The sequence below is a fragment of the Hafnia alvei genome, assembly GCF_034424155.1.
Lineage (GTDB): Bacteria > Pseudomonadota > Gammaproteobacteria > Enterobacterales > Enterobacteriaceae > Hafnia > Hafnia alvei.
In genome coordinates this window covers 2380323-2397061 of the sequence record NZ_CP139992.1, presented here as the reverse complement: position 1 = coordinate 2397061, position 16739 = coordinate 2380323, and the positions used below count along the sequence as shown (strand labels likewise).

General features: G+C 50.5%; 17 protein-coding genes. 6 read left to right on the top strand and 11 right to left on the bottom strand.

Annotated features, from left to right (window positions below; all coding sequences use genetic code 11):
- The first annotated feature begins 354 nt into the window (after window positions 1-354).
- From anmK to pdxY, 5 genes are all read left to right on the top strand, one after another.
- Window positions 355-1470 carry an anhydro-N-acetylmuramic acid kinase gene (gene anmK, locus U0008_RS11200; RefSeq protein WP_043493268.1) on the top strand — a complete coding sequence of 372 codons (1116 nt, stop codon included), beginning with the start codon at window positions 355-357 and terminating at the stop codon, window positions 1468-1470.
- Window positions 1471-1509: 39 nt separating this feature from the next.
- On the top strand, window positions 1510-1818 hold the full coding sequence (locus U0008_RS11195) for an MliC family protein (protein ID WP_043493266.1): 309 nt from the start codon (window positions 1510-1512) through the stop codon (window positions 1816-1818).
- Between the two features lie 301 nt (window positions 1819-2119).
- Entirely contained in the window at window positions 2120-2773 is a 654-nt protein-coding gene (gene pdxH / locus U0008_RS11190; protein ID WP_040044902.1) for a pyridoxamine 5'-phosphate oxidase, read from the top strand.
- 129 nt (window positions 2774-2902) lie between these two features.
- The gene (tyrS, locus tag U0008_RS11185; protein WP_008813567.1) at window positions 2903-4177 is read left to right on the top strand and encodes a tyrosine--tRNA ligase; all 1275 of its coding nucleotides are present in this window, start codon (window positions 2903-2905) and stop codon (window positions 4175-4177) included.
- A gap of 97 nt (window positions 4178-4274) precedes the next feature.
- On the top strand, window positions 4275-5135 hold the full coding sequence (pdxY, locus tag U0008_RS11180) for a pyridoxal kinase PdxY (RefSeq protein ID WP_025801053.1): 861 nt from the start codon (window positions 4275-4277) through the stop codon (window positions 5133-5135).
- 79 nt (window positions 5136-5214) lie between these two features.
- On the opposite strand, the gene cynS is transcribed toward pdxY, so the two are convergent.
- Together cynS and U0008_RS11170 are read right to left on the bottom strand one after the other, a co-directional pair.
- Complete coding sequence (cynS, locus tag U0008_RS11175) at window positions 5215-5685, bottom strand: cyanase (RefSeq protein ID WP_043493265.1); 471 nt, start codon at window positions 5683-5685, stop codon at window positions 5215-5217.
- Window positions 5686-5710: 25 nt separating this feature from the next.
- Complete coding sequence (locus U0008_RS11170) at window positions 5711-6373, bottom strand: carbonic anhydrase (protein ID WP_025801051.1); 663 nt, start codon at window positions 6371-6373, stop codon at window positions 5711-5713.
- A gap of 107 nt (window positions 6374-6480) precedes the next feature.
- Between U0008_RS11170 and cynR the strand changes: the two genes are divergently transcribed.
- A complete protein-coding gene (gene cynR / locus U0008_RS11165) occupies window positions 6481-7377 on the top strand; it encodes a transcriptional regulator CynR (RefSeq protein WP_043493264.1) in 897 nt (298 codons plus the stop codon).
- A gap of 41 nt (window positions 7378-7418) precedes the next feature.
- On the opposite strand, the gene gstA is transcribed toward cynR, so the two are convergent.
- From gstA to rsxA, 9 genes are all read right to left on the bottom strand, one after another.
- Window positions 7419-8024 (bottom strand): glutathione transferase GstA, encoded by a 606-nt coding sequence (gene gstA / locus U0008_RS11160; protein ID WP_043493262.1) that lies wholly within the window; start codon window positions 8022-8024, stop codon window positions 7419-7421.
- 185 nt (window positions 8025-8209) lie between these two features.
- Window positions 8210-9721: a dipeptide/tripeptide permease DtpA gene (gene dtpA, locus U0008_RS11155; protein ID WP_043493382.1), complete on the bottom strand. Its 1512-nt coding sequence runs from the start codon at window positions 9719-9721 to the stop codon at window positions 8210-8212.
- Between the two features lie 613 nt (window positions 9722-10334).
- A complete protein-coding gene (nth, locus tag U0008_RS11150; RefSeq protein ID WP_043493260.1) occupies window positions 10335-10976 on the bottom strand; it encodes an endonuclease III in 642 nt (213 codons plus the stop codon).
- Window positions 10973-11671, bottom strand: coding sequence for an electron transport complex subunit E (locus U0008_RS11145; protein ID WP_043493259.1), 699 nt, complete (start codon window positions 11669-11671; stop codon window positions 10973-10975). Before U0008_RS11145 ends, nth begins: the two co-directional genes overlap by 4 nt.
- Window positions 11671-12312: an electron transport complex subunit RsxG gene (gene rsxG, locus U0008_RS11140; protein WP_043493258.1), complete on the bottom strand. Its 642-nt coding sequence runs from the start codon at window positions 12310-12312 to the stop codon at window positions 11671-11673. The genes U0008_RS11145 and rsxG overlap by 1 nt, the downstream gene beginning before the upstream one ends.
- 9 nt (window positions 12313-12321) lie before the next feature.
- On the bottom strand, window positions 12322-13374 hold the full coding sequence (rsxD, locus tag U0008_RS11135) for an electron transport complex subunit RsxD (protein ID WP_043493257.1): 1053 nt from the start codon (window positions 13372-13374) through the stop codon (window positions 12322-12324).
- The gene (rsxC, locus tag U0008_RS11130) at window positions 13375-15471 is read right to left on the bottom strand and encodes an electron transport complex subunit RsxC (RefSeq protein ID WP_043493255.1); all 2097 of its coding nucleotides are present in this window, start codon (window positions 15469-15471) and stop codon (window positions 13375-13377) included. It lies immediately after the preceding gene.
- Window positions 15464-16057, bottom strand: a complete 594-nt coding sequence (gene rsxB / locus U0008_RS11125; RefSeq protein WP_043493253.1) for an electron transport complex subunit RsxB — start codon at window positions 16055-16057, stop codon at window positions 15464-15466. Before rsxB ends, rsxC begins: the two co-directional genes overlap by 8 nt.
- Window positions 16057-16638, bottom strand: a complete 582-nt coding sequence (gene rsxA / locus U0008_RS11120; RefSeq protein ID WP_025801041.1) for an electron transport complex subunit RsxA — start codon at window positions 16636-16638, stop codon at window positions 16057-16059. Before rsxA ends, rsxB begins: the two co-directional genes overlap by 1 nt.
- Between the last annotated feature and the right edge of the window lie 101 nt (window positions 16639-16739).

Sequence of the window (16739 nt, the reverse complement as noted above, 5' to 3'; positions counted from 1 at the left end):
CTAGCCTTCTACGCGCTGGCTTGTTTGTTGCCTGTCGTTACGGCTGTGTGTTTACTCTAAAAGGTTGGCTATAAACAAACTATTGCCTATACCAATGCCTGTATCGCTGTAGCATACAGATGATTGACTCAACCAACAATAAACGACCGTTTAAGTTTTGTCGGTTTAAATAATCACCAACTCTTTTACTATTTTACTGCATTTTCTCAGCCTACGAATCGTTCGCGAGGAAAATATTACGTCAAGAAAGGTCAGGAATGTTTATGATATTGACACGGAAATTAGATAAATCCGGTTCCGTTTAGTGTCACAAGAGGCTAATTTCAACTAACGAAAATAAATAAGGACGATGAAATGAGATCGGGACGGTACATTGGCGTGATGTCAGGAACCAGCCTTGACGGGATCGACGTTGTTATTGCCGCTATTGATGAGCGGATGGTTGCACAGCAAAGCAGATATTCACATCCCATTCCTATAGCCGTAAAAGAATCTATTTTAGGCATGTGCCAAGGGCAGGCGGTGACGCTGGCGCAGGTCGGTGAGTTAGACCGGCAAATGGGAAGTCTTTATGCCGAGGCGATTAACCATTTATTAAAGCAAGCCTCGCTAACACCGCAGGACATTACGGCCATTGGCTGTCACGGGCAAACCGTTTGGCACCAGCCCGAGGGCGAGAATCCGTTTACCATGCAGTTAGGGGATAATAACCGTGTTGCCGCACTCACTGCGATTACCACCGTGGGGGATTTTCGCCGGCGCGATATGGCCTACGGCGGGCAGGGCGCACCGTTAGTTCCCGCCTTCCACCACGCGCTACTCATGCATCCGGTAGAGCGACGCATGGTGCTTAATATCGGTGGCATTGCCAATCTCTCCCTGCTTTTGCCCGGTTTACCGGTCAGAGGATTCGATACCGGCCCCGGCAACATGCTGCTGGATGCTTGGATTTGGCGTAATCACGGCAAGGCCTATGACGAAGATGCCGCGTGGGCAAAACAGGGCTCGGTGAATCAGCCTTTATTGCAACATCTTTTGGCGGCGCCTTATTTTGCTCGTCCTGCACCGAAAAGCACGGGACGAGAACTGTTTAATTTGGGATGGTTGGAACAACAACTGTCTCAATTCCCGCCGATTGCTGCCGTAGACGTTCAGGCAACGCTGGTGGAACTCACCGCAATCAGTATTTGCGATCAGGTTCAATTAGCGGGGGGATGTGAACGCTTATTGGTGTGCGGCGGCGGGGCGAGAAACCCGCTCATTATGAGTCGTATGGCGGCGTTGCTGGCGGGAACTGAAGTTTGTAGTACTGACGCCTATGGCGTGAGCGGCGATGATATGGAAGCGTTGGCCTTTGCATGGCTGGCTTACCGCACGTTATCCGGTTTGCCCGGTAACTTGCCTTCCGTCACCGGCGCTTCACAGGAAACCGTCCTTGGCGCTATCTATCCGGCCAATCACGCCATTTGATTTTGTTATCTAATTTGAAAGTACAGTGGGAGAACGTTCATGTTGAAATATATCTGTACCGCAGGTGCGATTTTATTGCTGGCAGGTTGCCAGACCGCGCATAAAGAGGCTACACCTGAGGCGTTGAGCTACCAGTGTGGCACCACATCGTTGACCGTAACCGTGGATAACCAAAAGGATCAGGTCAGTTTCATCATGGATGGCAACCAATTGACGTTGCCTCAGGTCGTTTCTGCTTCCGGTGCGCGCTACAGCGACGGCAAGTACACCTTCTGGTCTAAAGGCAATACCGCGTTTATCGAACGCAACGATCAAATCATTATTAACGACTGTGTGCTGAAATCTTAATCCTTTCTGGGGCTGCTTCAGCGGCCCCAACCGTCTTATCCCTTGCGTATGATGACTGTCCCTATAACATGCGGTGTACTGTCACTGCCTATCTGCAAATTTCCTGGTGTTATAAAAAACCACTTTTAATTCAGTTTAATAGATAACTTTTGCCGTCTTCAGATGGAGAGGTGGTTTACGCGTAGGCCTCCTTTCTCCCTCAATAATGGCTAATGTAGCGACAACGATAGCCGTGAGTGAATTGAGATTATCCCGCCACGGGAGCAGAATAGCGTTCTGGACTTGTGACGGACTGCTGAATATGAGTGAAAACAACGAGTTTGATGTTGCCGATCTGCGTCGTGAATACGTGCGTGGTGGACTGCGCCGAAGCGATCTGACGGACGATCCGCTGGAGATGTTTGAGCGCTGGTTGAAACAGGCCTGTGAGGCACGTTTAGCCGACCCCACGGCCATGTGCGTGGCGACGGTAGACAAAAATGGCCAACCGTATCAGCGTATTGTGTTACTCAAGCATTTTGACCAGCAAGGAATGGTGTTTTACACCAATCTGGGCAGCCGCAAGGCGCAACAGCTGGAAGAGAATCCGCATATTAGCCTGCATTTCCCGTGGCATATGCTCGATCGCCAAGTCAGCGTATTAGGTACGGCAGAAAAACTTTCTACCTTAGAAGTGATGAAATATTTCCATAGTCGGCCGAAAGACAGCCAAATCGCCGCGTGGGTATCTCATCAGTCATCGCGCATTTCAACGCGCGGCATCTTGGAAGGCAAGTTCCTCGAGCTGAAACAGAAATTCCTACAAGGCGAAATTCCACTGCCAAGCTTCTGGGGCGGATATCGTGTAAAAATTAACTCGATGGAGTTCTGGCAAGGGCGAGAAAACCGCTTACACGACCGTTTTATTTATCAGCGCCAAGGCGATGCGTGGGAAATTGACCGGTTGGCGCCTTAATCAGCGAAAAACACCAGTTAAATCTAGCGCGATGGGCGTGACCCCTTTATTCTATAGGGCTTATCACCCGCACGAACTATCACTCGTATGGAACGCGCGGTAGTAAATTAAAATCTAATGGAGTCTTTAATGGCGAGCAGCAACCTGATTAAACAACTGCAAGAGCGGGGCCTCATTGCCCAGGTAACGGATGAAGAAGCGTTGGCAGAGCGACTGGCGCAAGGGCCACTAGCACTGTATTGCGGTTTCGATCCGACCGCTGACAGCTTGCACTTGGGCCATCTGGTTCCGTTGCTGTGCTTGAAACGCTTCCAGCTAGAAGGCCACAAACCTGTTGCCTTGGTGGGCGGCGCGACTGGGCTTATCGGTGACCCAAGCTTTAAAGCCACCGAGCGTAAACTGAATACGCAGGATACCGTGCACGAGTGGGTGGATAAAATCCGCCATCAGGTTGCACCGTTCCTCGATTTCGACTGTGGCGAAAACAGCGCTATTGCAGCCAACAACTACGATTGGTTCGGCAATATGAACGTGCTGACCTTCCTGCGTGATATCGGTAAACACTTCTCTGTTAATCAGATGATCAACAAAGAAGCGGTAAAACAGCGCCTGAACCGTGATGATGTGGGTATCTCGTTCACCGAGTTCTCCTACAACCTGCTGCAAGGTTATGACTTTGCTAGCCTGAATGAGCTGCACGGCGTTGAGCTGCAAATCGGTGGTTCTGACCAGTGGGGCAACATCACTTCAGGTATCGATTTAACCCGTCGTCTGCACCAGAAACAGGTTTGGGGCTTAACCGTTCCGTTGATCACCAAAGCCGATGGCACCAAATTCGGTAAAACCGAAGGTGGCGCAGTATGGCTGGATCCGAAGAAAACTAGTCCGTACAAATTCTATCAATTCTGGATCAACACCGCCGATGCGGACGTGTATCGCTTCCTGAAGTTCTTCACCTTTATGGATCTGAAGGATATCGACGCGCTGGAAGAAGAAGACAAAAACAGTGGCAAAGCGCCGCGTGCACAATACGTGCTGGCTGAGCTAGTGACCCGCATGGTTCACGGCGAAGAAGGATTAGCCGCTGCAAAACGTATTACCCAGAGCCTGTTCTCTGGTGCATTGAGCGAAATGACCGAAGCTGACTTTGCTCAGTTAGCTCAGGACGGTATGCCAATGGTTGAACTAGAGCGTGATGCAGACTTGCAGCAGGCGCTGGTGGATTCCGAGCTACAGCCGTCTCGTGGTCAAGCGCGTAAAACTATCGCGTCAAATGCAATTACCATCAATGGTGAAAAACAGTCTGATCCGGAATATACCTTCAGCGATGCTGACCGTCTGTTCGGACGCTTTACTTTATTGCGTCGCGGTAAAAAGAATTACTGCCTGATTTGCTGGAAATAAGCCACGGATGCAATAAAAGGGGGACTCAGGTCCCCCTTATTTTCCCCTTAATATGAATAACCCGCTGTCGAGAGCGACAGTGAAGTAGGTCGCATCCATGAAAAATATCCTATCTATTCAATCTCATGTGGTTTTTGGTCATGCAGGAAACAGCGCCGCTGAGTTTCCAATGCGTCGTATGGGCGTAAACGTCTGGCCACTGAACACCGTTCAGTTTTCAAATCATACCCAGTACGGTCACTGGACTGGCTGTGTGATGCCAGCCAATCATTTGACAGAAATTGTGCAGGGAATTGCAGACATCGATCAGCTTAAAAACTGCGATGCCGTATTGAGTGGGTATATTGGTTCGCCAGAACAGGGCGGGCATATTTTGGATATTGTACGCAAAGTCAAAGCTGCCAATCCAAATGCTTGGTATTTCTGCGACCCAGTGATGGGGCACCCAGAAAAAGGATGTATCGTTGCACCAGGCGTAGCGGAATTCTTTGCGCGTGATGCCGTTGCCAGCAGTGACATCATGGCCCCTAATCTGTTGGAGCTGGAACAGTTGACGGGACATACCATTAACAGCGTAGAAGAAGCGCTGGTTTCTGCTCGTAGCGTTATTGCTCGCGGACCGAAAGTGGTTCTGGTCAAACATTTGTCCTACGCCGGTTATCATAAAGATCGCTTTGAAATGATCTTAGTTACCGCCGACGAAGCGTGGCACATCAGCCGTCCGCTGGTCGATTTTGGCGCTCGCCAGCCGGTTGGCGTGGGTGATTTAACCAGTGGTTTGTTGCTGGTGAACATGCTGAAGGGTGAACCATTGAAGAAAGCCTTAGAACATGTGACCGCAGCAGTCTATGAAGTGATGCTGACCACCAAAGAAATGGGGGAATATGAGTTGCAGGTTGTTGCAGCTCAGGATCTGATCGCTCAGCCGGTGCATCAGTTCGCGGCCGTTGCGCTGTAAAAGCGGCTGTATAGTACGTTATCAATAAATCCCCCAGTGGTTAAACACGACCGCTGGGGGATTTTTTATTTGCCTAAAATTAGAATGGTTTGGTTGGCAAATATTTCCCGTCAAAAGTAATCACTGCGCGTGAACCTCCGTCAGGATCTTCCACTTTCTTAATATCCAGCTTGAAGTTGATGGCGCTGATGATGCCATCGCCGAATTGTTCGTGCACCAACGCTTTCAACGTAGTGCCATAAACCTGCAGTATTTCGTAGAAACGATAAATGGTTGGGTCGGTTGGGATGCCCTGAGGAATAGAACCGCGCAATGGTATCGCCTGCAATAACAAAGCGGCATCTTCTGGCAGCTCGAGTTGTTTTACGATTTTTTGCGCGGCATGTTCCGGCAATGGATGTTGGCCTAATAACGCTGCGGTAACGAAGGCGATACTCATATTCGTGCCGTCGGCCAGATCCTGCCAAGACAGATTTTTCGCCATTTTGGCCATAATAATGTTTTCTGTCAGGGTGATACGTGCGTTTTGAGTGGTCAGTGTTTGAGTCATAATGTTCTCCAAAATAGTCAATGAATTAGGCTGCATTGGCTGCGCGGTGTGATGCTAAAGCGCATGCGTAAGGATTTTCACTCAGCGAAACGAATTGTTTGCTTTTCCCTTCAAGGGTCAGCATTTCTCCGCTCTCAATGTCGTAGACCCAGCCGTGCAGGTTGAGTCGTTCTTGCTCGATGGCGACCGCCACCGAAGGATGCGTTTTTAGGTTGGAAAGTTGTGCTACGACGTTAGCCTGCACCATGCCATTCAAGCTCTCGGCTTCGGACGCATAGAAACGGGTCGCATTGACCAGTTTGGCAGCATCGGCATGTTTCAGCCATTGAGCCACCATCGGCATATGGTCTAGGCTGACACCTTGGTTAATCGCCGTCATGGCTCCGCAGTCGGAATGCCCGCAGATTACGATATCGGTTACGCCTAAAGCGGCTACCGCGTATTCAACGCTGGCGGAAACACCGCCGACTTCAGGGCCGTAAGAGGGAACCAGATTACCCGCATTGCGAATAACGAAAAGATTGCCTGGTTCCTGCTGAGTCAGAAATTCCGGCACAACACGGCTGTCGGAACAAGTTATAAAAAGGACGCTAGGGCTCTGGTTATTCGCCAGATCTTTGAACAGCTTGGTACGCTGCGGAAAGCATTCCTGCTGAAATTTTAAAAAGCCTTTGATGATGTTCTGCATCATATTTTCCTGCGTGCTAAAACGTGCAGCAAGAATGCGGTTATTTCTCTATAATGTCTAAGTGCCATTTTTTATACTTTGTATAATTTTTTTGAATAGTAGGTGTTATGTTTCTCCGCAATCTCCGTGCTCTTCTTTCCGTTGTCAAACATCGAAATTTCACCCGCGCTTCAGAAGAGGTCTGCCTTTCTCAACCCGCGCTCTCGCAAAAAATTAAGCAGTTAGAGGAACAGTTGGGCGTTGCTTTGCTCGATCGTTCACACCGGATAGTGCGTCCAACCGACGTGGGAGAGGTCTACCTTGAACATGCGCGTCGTGCGCTGAATGAGCTAGAAATGGGGTATCGAGCGATCCATGATGTGCAGGATTTAAGCCGAGGAAGTTTACGGGTTGGCTTTACGCCCACGTTTAGCGCCTATTTGATCGGCCCGTTGTTTAAACGTTTTTATCAGCTATATCCCAACATTCAGCTGCATCTGCGTGAGCTCTCGCAGGAGCAGTTAGAAAAAGACTTGCAGGAAAATGAGTTGGATCTCGGCTTGGCGTTTGTTTCTCACAACGCTGAACATATCGATTATCTCCCTCTGTTTTCTGAAGTACTGGCCGTCGCCGTGGGGGAAAATAGCCCGCTATACAGCAAAGAAAAAATGACGCTGGATGAGATCTCAGCCGTGCCGATGGCGCTATTAAGTCAGGATTTCGCTACGCGTGCCTATATCGACAGCTACTTTGACCAGCATCAGCTAAAACCGCATTTGGCCATCGAGGCCAATTCCATTAGCACGATCCTCGATTTGGTTAAAAGCAGTGAATTAGTCTCTGTGCTTCCTCAGGCCATTATTGAAAAACAGCGTGAAATGCACGCCATCAGTTTGGTGCCCTCGTTACCCGAACGCACGGCAGCCTTGTTGTTGCATAAAACGCACTATATTAGCGCGGCAAGCCATGCCTTTAAGTCACTTATGATCGACGAATTTATGCAGGATGGTATTGATTCGAAATGAAAAAGACCCTCGAGGGGCCTTTTAGATAAAGCAGAAACAGATTACTTAAGGCCTTCAGCCGTCAGCGCAGCATCAACGGCTGGGCGAGCAGCTACGCGTGCCATATAGCTGACAATGTTTGGATAGGCTGGCAGATCGAAATGCAGGGCTTTAGCCCAGCCTAACACGGTGAACAGATAGGCATCGGCGACGCTAAAACGTGCGCCCAGCAGATAGCTTTGGTTGCTCAGTACACCATTAAGGTAGGCGAACTGCTGTTCCAGTTTCTGACGTGCGATGGCTTTATATTCTTCAGGCGTTTTCGGGTTAAACAGTGGGCTAAAGCCTTTGTGTAACTCAGTGGCAATATAGTTCAGCCACTCAATTGCATGATAGCGAGCCAGTGAGCCAGCCGGTGCGATCAAGTTACGGTCTGGCACCTTGTCAGCCAGATATTGCACAATGGCGACGCCTTCGGTTAACAGGCTTCCGTCATCTAACTGCAGGGCAGGTACTTGACCTTTCGGGTTAATCTTCAGGAAGTCTTCACCGTGCTCGGTCTTTTTAGTAGCAAGATCGACGCGCTCAATCGTAAAGTCTAACCCAGCCTCACGCAGAACAATGTGCGGAGAAAGAGAACAAGCTCCGGCTTTGTAAAACAGTTTCATCAAATACTCCTTAGACGATCCTGAGACATTGATATCCCCGTGTGGGGTATCGATATACCTAGCGAGGAACCATATTACGGCGACAATGAATAATTGTCAGTGACTGGTTTATGTATTTTTGTTGGTGCTCGCAGATAAAAAAAAACGCCCATGAGGGCGTTTTTCATAATGATAGCCTGAAGAGATTAAGCAGTCGCAGCTTCGCGAGCGACTTCTTCATCGCTGCTCTGAGTCATACGATTCAGTTTAGGCGCGGTCAGCATCATCAGCACGGCGATAACAGCCGTTACGATACCAATCTGCATAAACACGTGGCTATAGATAGCCAGTGATGCGTGAGCATCTGGTACGTCAGAAGGTACAGCGGTCAGCGCAGCAACTTTACCTGCAATCAGCGCAGCAGCAGCGGTAGTCAGGAACCAAGAGCCCATGATGAAGCCCATCAGACGCTGTGGAACCAACTGTGCAACCATTGCCAGACCCAGACCAGAAATCATCAGCTCGCCGATACTTTGCAGCGCATAGCTCAGGATCAGCCAGTTTACAGACATGATGCCTTGTTCGTTGGCGAAGGTTGCGCCCCATGGCAGCACTAAGAATGCGCCGGAACACAGAACCATACCGATAGCGAACTTGTGCGGCATTGGCAGACGGTCACCCATCTTGTTATACACCGCCGCCAGAATTGGGCTAGCTACCATGATCCAGAATGGGTTCAGTGCCTGATACTGCTCTGGCTCAAACGCGATACCCAGAATAGAGTGCTCAACGTTGTGAATTGCGAAGAAGTTCAGAGACGTTGGCATCTGGCTATACAGAACGAAGAAGACAACGGCTTCCAGCATCAGCAGGAAAGCAACGATCATCTTACGACGAGCAGCACCGTGCAGGGCGAAAGTCTCTTTAGCGAATACCAGAACGATACCCAGAGAAATCACTGCCAGCGCCCAGCGAGCAACGATTTGGTTATGCAGCAGCCAGTAAGAAACACCGATCAGCACGACGATGCCCACTAAGGTCATCAGCAGTTTGTGTAACTTCAGAGACTCAAAGTCAGGTTTAGAACCTTGGTTCTTAACCCAGCGACGGCACATCATGAAGTTAACCAGCGTGATCAGCATACCCACAACGCTCAGTGAGAATGCGACGTTCCAGCCATACTTTGCAGCCAACCAAGGGGTTGCCAGCATTGAGAAGAAGGAACCGATGTTGATGGACATATAGTACATAGTAAATGCACCGTCCAAACGCGGATCGTTTTTCTCATAGCAAGTTGACAGCAGAGAAGATGGGTTGGCTTTGAACAAGCCGTTACCTACGGCGATAGTTGCCATACCTGCGTAGACCCACGTGATGTCGTGGCCTGAGAAGGCAACTAAGGCATAACCTACGGCGAGGACTAATGCACCCAGCACGATAACGCGTTTGGCGCCGAGAACTTTATCGCCTAACCAGCCACCGATAGCAACGAAGCCGTAGACCAGTGCGCTGAAGGAAGAGAACAGGGTGATCGAGTCGGCCTCGGTCATTCCAAGCATTTTGACCAGGTAAACGGCCATGATGCCCTGAAGGCCGTAGTAACCAAAACGTTCCCATAGTTCGATGGAGAAAATCAGGTAGAAAGCTCTAGGCTGTTTAAAGGCGTTTAGGCTAACGCTCTCATCGGCCTTATTACTGTTGTTGTTTGCGGTTGACACAAATACCTCGAATTTTTTCATACCCCATCAGTGACAGGGAAACAAAGAGTGATGCGGGGAAGCATCCTTTTGCATTGTTATAAGTGGGAAGATCGAGGGTTAATGTTCACTATATGATGCAGTCTGACAATACCTATGAAATATTCTGTTACATAAACTCTATGCAGAACATCCGCGAGTTGTTACAAATGTTATGCAGAGTGAAGCATTGTGTTTTTGCTCTTTCCCAAATTAATGTTTTGATTAAATCATAATCAGAGCGCTTTGCGTTATATATTCTTCTATTGTAAAGATATCCAGTGTGATCGACTGCTTTCTATAAAAATGTCATTGTAATAATAATGCATAACTGTTTATGTGCATAATTATCCAAAAAATTCACATTTTGTATGAAAATAGTTATTTTTCGTGACCTAATAAATGTGATCTATTTCAAAAAAATGACAACAAAAACCCTTGATCTCAACGTTGGGATAGCTTTTCACACATATTGTGAAAAAAGCGAACACGCTCACAGTCGAAGGAGGATATTGCGGGGGGCATTTGAGGTCTATCGGGGAGACGGAATTCAATAATGCGCAAGAAAATGCCTGCGCATTATGTTTCGGTTTGATTAGGATTCGGGATAAACTTTTTCTTTAAACTCACACAGATCTTCGATGATGCATGAGCCACAGCGCGGCTTGCGCGCAATACAGGTGTAGCGGCCGTGCAAAATTAACCAGTGATGACAATCAAGCTTGAACTCTTTCGGGACGACTTTTAACAGCTTGGCTTCGACTTCATCAACGTTTTTTCCCGGAGCAAAACTGGTGCGGTTACACACGCGGAATATATGCGTATCTACGGCAATTGTTGGCCAACCAAAGGCGGTGTTGAGCACCACGTTGGCTGTTTTGCGGCCAACGCCGGGCAGAGCTTCAAGCGCAGCGCGGTTTTCTGGCACTTCACCATTATGCTCATCAAGCAGGATCCGGCAGGTCTTAACGATATTTTCTGCTTTGCTATTATACAAGCCGATGGTTTTGATGTACTGCTTGATGCCATCAACGCCCAGTTCGAGCAGCGCCGCAGGGGTATTTGCCACCGGATATAACAACGCCGTTGCTTTGTTTACGCTCACATCGGTAGCCTGCGCCGATAGCAGCACGGAAATCAGCAACTCGAAATTTGAGCTGTAGGCCAATTCAGTGGTGGGATGAGGATTATTCTCTTGTAGCCGCTTGAGGATCAGCGTGCGCTTTTCCTGATTCATAGTGCTCGTTCACTTCCATTATCGAGAGTCGGAGCAACCGTTTGACGCGCTGCCTGACGTGCTTTCATTTTCTGATCAATAACATACTTCAGCGCCAGCAAAAATCCTAGGCCCAAGAATGCGCCGGGTGGCAGCATAGCCAGTAGGAATGGCGTATCGGTGTGGAAGATTTCAATGCGTAATGATTTGGCCCAAGAGCCCAACAATAAATCGGCGCCGTCAAACAGCGTACCGTTGCCGCAGATTTCGCGTAGCGAACCCAAGACGAACAGCGCGCAGGTTGCGCCCAGCCCCATTGCTAAACCGTCAATGGCAGAAAGACCGACCGGATTTTTAGCCGCGTAAGCCTCGGCGCGGCCAATCACGATACAGTTGGTGACGATAAGCGGGATGAAAATCCCCAACGACTGATAGAGCCCAAAGGCATAGGCGTTGATCAGCATCTGCACGGTGCTCACCACCGAGGCGATGATCATCACATAAATTGGAATACGGATCTCGTGCGGAACCCAGCGGCGCAGGGCAGAAACGGCGCTGTTGGTGAAAACCAGCACTAACGTGGTTGCCAGCCCCAGGCCCAGCGCGTTGGTGGCGGTAGAGGATACCGCCAACAAAGGACACAAGCCGAGCAACTGAACCAGCGCGGAGTTATTCTTCCACAGGCCATTTGCCAGCAGCGTTTTGGCTTCACTCATCAGTTACTTTCTCCTGCTGTTATCTGGCAGCGTGGCATGGATTCAATACGTTCGCGGTTCTCTTGTAAGAAAACCGCCGTATGGCGAACTTCATTGACGACCGCGCGTGGCGTAATGGTGGCACCGGTAAACTGATCAAACATGCCGCCGTCTTTTTTCACAAACCAGCGTGGGTCATTATCACCGTGAACGGTTTGATTACGGAAGCTGTTAATCCAGTCAGAAATTCGGGCATCAATTTTATCCCCAAGACCGGGCGTTTCATGATGCTCTAAAACGCGTACGCCCAACACCTTACCGGAAAAATCAGCGGCAACCAGCAGTTGAATCGCTCCGGAATAGCCATCGGGTGCCGTAGACTCAACCGCGGCAGCCACCGGTACGCCATCTTTGCGTGCTAGATATAAATGGTGCGGTGCAGCAGACCCAAGACGCTTATCCGTGACAACGTAACATTCATGTTGCAGTTCGTTGTTATACATCTCGGTTGGCAGAACCTGATCAAATAATTGTTTTTGCTGTAGTTCGGCCTGATGAGCAATGGTGTCTTTGGTTAATTCATTCACCACCGCCGTCAGACCTGTGGCTAATACGGCAAACAATGCCAGCGTGGTGCCATGGCGGCGCATAGTTGAAAGCATAGCGTTTCCTTAGCGATGTCCGTAAGCGCGTGGTTTGGTGTAGTGATCGATTAGCGGTACGGTGATATTCGCCAGCAGCACGGCAAAGGCCACGCCGTCTGGATAGCCACCATAGGTACGGATAATCCACACTAATGCGCCAATCAACCCACCAAAAATCAAACGCCCGCGCGGTGTGGTGGATGCCGTCACTGGATCGGTAGCAATAAAGAAAGCCCCCAGCATGGTTGCGCCGGAGAACAGCTCTAACATCGGCGGCACTGCGCTTTCAGGAGAGAAATAACCGCCGAGAGCCGAGCATGCCGCTAAGGCCACAATGAAGCTCACAGGGATCTGCCAATGGATCACACCGCGCAGCAGTAACACGATACCACCCAGCAAGAACCCGGCATTTACCCACTGCCAACCTAAACCGGCAAATTCGCCTTGATAAATTGGCTGACGCAGAATTTCAGCCACGTCATGGCCAGAGCGAAGACTGGTTTTAAAGCTGTCTAACGGCGTGGCTTGGCTGATGCCGTCGGCGGTTTGAATCAGCTGATGGATGACCGTGCCGTCAGCGGTATGCCCGCTAAAAATAAGCAGCAGCGTATCATTCACATTCAGCGGGGCGCTCATCAAGCTCTCTGGCGGCAACCACGTGGTCATCTGCACTGGGAACGAAATCAGCAAAACGACATAGCCAATCATCGCAGGGTTAAACGGGTTTTGCCCCAAACCACCGTACAGCTGTTTGGCAATCACGATGGCGAAGACCGTGCCTAATACCACCATCCACCAAGGCGCAAGCGGAGGCAGACTGATCCCCAGCAGCAACGCCGTCAGCAGGGCGGAATTATCACCCAAGGTTTTAGCTACGTTTCGATGACGCAAGCGCAAAACCAGCGCTTCGGTCAGCAGCGCCGTCACAATGGCCAATGCGCATTGGATCAGATTGCCATAGCCAAAGAAATAGGCTTGAGCAGCAATGCCAGGGATACAGGCAAAAATCACCCATAGCATGATGCGCTGAGTTGATTGCTGATTATGAGTAAAGGGTGAACTGGCGATTCTAAAAGCCATTTATTCCTCGTTAACCGCGGCGGATTTCTGCGCGGCCTGTTTCGCTTTTACACGGGCAATGGCGGCTGCAACGGCGGCCTTGCGTGGGTCTTGTTGGGTATCAATGCCTTCATTAGATGGCGCTGAAACCGTATCGGTTTCTTGAGCCTGAGCCGCTTTTTTTGCTTTAGCGCGCGCAATCGCCGCGGCCACAGCGGCCTTACGCGGATCGGCCTCAACGGTAGTTTCTGCTTGCTCCACAGCAGAAGTGACATTCGCTTTTTTCGCTTTGGCGCGCGCGATAGCGGCCGCAACGGCGGCTTTGCGTGGATCTTCAGCAACGTCAGTAGGAACAACGATATTCTCATCGGCCGTCGTAGCACCTTCAGCGGTATTCGCCTGAGCGGCTTTTTTGGCCTTAACGCGAGCGAGCGCGGCGGCAACGGCTGCCTTACGCGGATCGGCTTCGGTTTCAGGTTGAGAAACATTTTCCTGCTTACGTTCGCGAGCCAAGGCTTTACGCGCCTCACGAGCTGCGCGAATGCTGTTATCTTCCTGATCGTTGTTAAACGGATGAATTGAGCTGATACCGTTTTGCTGTTCCTGACGCTGTTTGACGCGCGCTACCGCAGCCTGTACCGCACTTTGGTCGGTTTCGGTCACTTTCACCGCGGCCTGTTTATGGCGCAGTTCTCGAGCGGCTTTTTCACGTTCTAAACGCGCCTGACGAGCTTCGAAGCGCTCTTTCGCCTGAGCGGCTCGTGCGGCTTCCTGATCGGCGGCTTTAATTTCAGCCTTCTCTTGGCGGTAGTACTGCACCAGCGGAATGCTGCTTGGGCAAACGTAGGCGCAGGCGCCGCATTCGATGCAATCGAACAGATGATGCTGGCGCGCTTTCTCATGTTCTTGACCACGGCTAAACCAATAAAGCTGCTGTGGTAAAAGACCCGCAGGGCAGGCATCGGCGCATTGGCTACAGCGAATGCAGGCCTGCTCTTCACTGGCTTCGTCAAACTCACTTTTTGACGGTGCTAAAATGCAGTTGCTGATTTTAACAATCGGCACATTGAGATAGGCGAGGGTAAAGCCCATCAATGGGCCGCCCATAATCACCATCGGCGAGCGGTTCTGAGCTTCAAATTCACCGGCCTGCAAAAGATGTTTAACCGGCGTGCCTAAGCGAGCCCACACGTTGCCCGGTTTTTTCATCAATTCACCGGTAAGCGTGACCACGCGTTCAATCAACGGCTCACCGTCGATAATGGCGCGTTTGATCGCATACACCGTTCCGACGTTTTGCATTAAAACGCCGATAGAAGCGGAGTGTTTGCCAAAAGGCACTTCCATCCCTGTGAGAATTTTGGTGAGCTGTTTGGCACCGCCGGAAGGGTATTTAGTCGGGATTACCCGCAGTTTGATATCGTCGTGGCCTTGCAATGCGAGCTTCAGCGCCGCGATGGCTTCCGGCTTGTTATCTTCAATACCAATCAGGGTGCGCTGAGGTGACAAAATATGGCGCAGAATTTCGCAGCCGGTGATGATTTCAGCGGCATGTTCACGCATCAGACGATCGTCGGCGGTGATATAGGGCTCGCACTCGGCGGCGTTGATAATCAGCGTTTCAACTTTGCCGTAGCCGCCTTCCAATTTGTTCCCAGTCGGAAAGCCCGCACCGCCTAAGCCTGCAATACCCGCCTGATGGATAAGCTCAGTGAGGGCTAGCGGTGACTCTGCGCGGTAATCCGCGACCGGATGCAACTCTCCCCAGCGGTCTTGATTATCGGGAATGAGGGTAACACAGGTTTCGCGCAGGCCCGACGGGTGCGCGGTGATCTGAGGCGAGATGGCGCTAATCACCCCTGAAGTAGAAGCGTGAACCGGCAGCATGCGACCTGTGCCGCGCGTGAGCGGCTGACCTTTCATGACGTGCTGGCCGACCTTGACTAACAGTTCACCTTCCGGCCCGATATGTTGCTGAACGGGAATAATCAACATCGGCGGCAGCGAAACATGGCGCAGCGGAACATGGCTGGATGGGTGCTTCATTTCAGGCGGATGAATGCCGCCTTTGAAGTCCCACAACTTGTCTTTTTTCAGCGCTGCAAACAGATTAAACATGGTGTTCCACTTCGCGTTCATTTACGGAAATTGTTCTGACTGGAATGGTGTTTAGGTCCCATTTCCAGTTTGCCGTGGTGGTTGGCACCGCCACTAACGTGATGCAGTCGGTTGGGCACGGAGCGACGCACAGGTTACAACCGGTGCACAGATCGCTCACTACCGTGTGCATAGCGCGCGTTGCGCCCACGATGGCATCAACGGGGCAGGCTTGAATGCATTTCGTACAGCCAATGCAGTTCTCTTCATCAATAAGCGCCACCTGACGTACCGGGTCCGACTGAGCGGCTTCGCCGTCTAAAGGCTGAGGATCTACCGCGAGCAGTTCGGCAATCTTCAACATCATCTGCTCGCCACCAGGGGCACATCGGTTAATTTTTTCGCTACCGCCTGAAACGGCTTCGGCGTAAGGGCGACAGCCCGGGTAGCCGCATTGGCCACATTGGCTTTGCGGCAGAATAGCGTCGATCTGTTCAACGATAGGGTCAGCATCAACTTTAAAACGGCGCGCGGCAAAGCCGAGCACGATACCGGAAACCAGCGCGATAGCGCCGACGGCACAAATAGCAATCCACAACGACGACATTAGAATTTCACCAACCCGGTAAAGCCCATAAACGCAAGGGACATCAGTCCGGCGGTAATCAGTGCAATAGAAGAACCGCGGAACGGCGCGGGCACGTCAGCCACGGCCAAACGTTCGCGAATTGCGGCGAACAGTACCATTACCAGCGAGAAGCCTGCGGCGGCGCTAAAGCCATAAACAGCAGATTGCATAAAGTTATGCGACTGGTTGACGTTAAGCAGCGCCACGCCAAGTACGGCGCAGTTGGTTGTAATCAGCGGCAGGAAGATACCGAGCAGTCGATACAGCGCAGGGCTCGTTTTACGCACCACCAGCTCGGTGAACTGCACTACGACCGCAATCACTAAGATAAAGGTTAAGGTACGCAAATATCCTAGCGCCAGCGGCACCAGAATGAATTCGTTAACTGCCCACGCACAAACAGAGGCGAGGGTGAGTACAAAGGTGGTTGCCAGCCCCATACCAATGGCCGTTTCCAGCTTTTTAGATACGCCCATAAATGGACATAAGCCGAGAAACTTAACTAAAACAAAGTTATTGACCAGAACGGTACCGACCAGTAACAGCAAATAATCGGTCATCAACTAAACCTAGCAAGAAAAACAGTAGACGAAGAAAAACCGCCGTATTATCGGGATTTAGCCGCCGGACGACAACAGATCAAGTACAAGGTTATTCGATT

Bases quoted from the DNA above. Each gene is read 5' to 3' on its own strand.
- anmK (WP_043493268.1), top strand. From the start codon at position 355: ATGAGATCGGGACGGTACATTGGCGTGATGTCAGGAACCAGCCTTGAC.
- U0008_RS11195 (WP_043493266.1), top strand. From the start codon at position 1,510: ATGTTGAAATATATCTGTACCGCAGGTGCGATTTTATTGCTGGCAGGT.
- pdxH (WP_040044902.1), top strand. From the start codon at position 2,120: ATGAGTGAAAACAACGAGTTTGATGTTGCCGATCTGCGTCGTGAATAC.
- tyrS (WP_008813567.1), top strand. From the start codon at position 2,903: ATGGCGAGCAGCAACCTGATTAAACAACTGCAAGAGCGGGGCCTCATT.
- pdxY (WP_025801053.1), top strand. From the start codon at position 4,275: ATGAAAAATATCCTATCTATTCAATCTCATGTGGTTTTTGGTCATGCA.
- cynS (WP_043493265.1), bottom strand. From the start codon at position 5,685: ATGACTCAAACACTGACCACTCAAAACGCACGTATCACCCTGACAGAA.
- U0008_RS11170 (WP_025801051.1), bottom strand. From the start codon at position 6,373: ATGCAGAACATCATCAAAGGCTTTTTAAAATTTCAGCAGGAATGCTTT.
- cynR (WP_043493264.1), top strand. From the start codon at position 6,481: ATGTTTCTCCGCAATCTCCGTGCTCTTCTTTCCGTTGTCAAACATCGA.
- gstA (WP_043493262.1), bottom strand. From the start codon at position 8,024: ATGAAACTGTTTTACAAAGCCGGAGCTTGTTCTCTTTCTCCGCACATT.
- nth (WP_043493260.1), bottom strand. From the start codon at position 10,976: ATGAATCAGGAAAAGCGCACGCTGATCCTCAAGCGGCTACAAGAGAAT.
- U0008_RS11145 (WP_043493259.1), bottom strand. From the start codon at position 11,671: ATGAGTGAAGCCAAAACGCTGCTGGCAAATGGCCTGTGGAAGAATAAC.
- rsxG (WP_043493258.1), bottom strand. From the start codon at position 12,312: ATGCTTTCAACTATGCGCCGCCATGGCACCACGCTGGCATTGTTTGCC.
- rsxD (WP_043493257.1), bottom strand. From the start codon at position 13,374: ATGGCTTTTAGAATCGCCAGTTCACCCTTTACTCATAATCAGCAATCA.
- rsxC (WP_043493255.1), bottom strand. From the start codon at position 15,471: ATGTTTAATCTGTTTGCAGCGCTGAAAAAAGACAAGTTGTGGGACTTC.
- rsxB (WP_043493253.1), bottom strand. From the start codon at position 16,057: ATGTCGTCGTTGTGGATTGCTATTTGTGCCGTCGGCGCTATCGCGCTG.
- rsxA (WP_025801041.1), bottom strand. From the start codon at position 16,638: ATGACCGATTATTTGCTGTTACTGGTCGGTACCGTTCTGGTCAATAAC.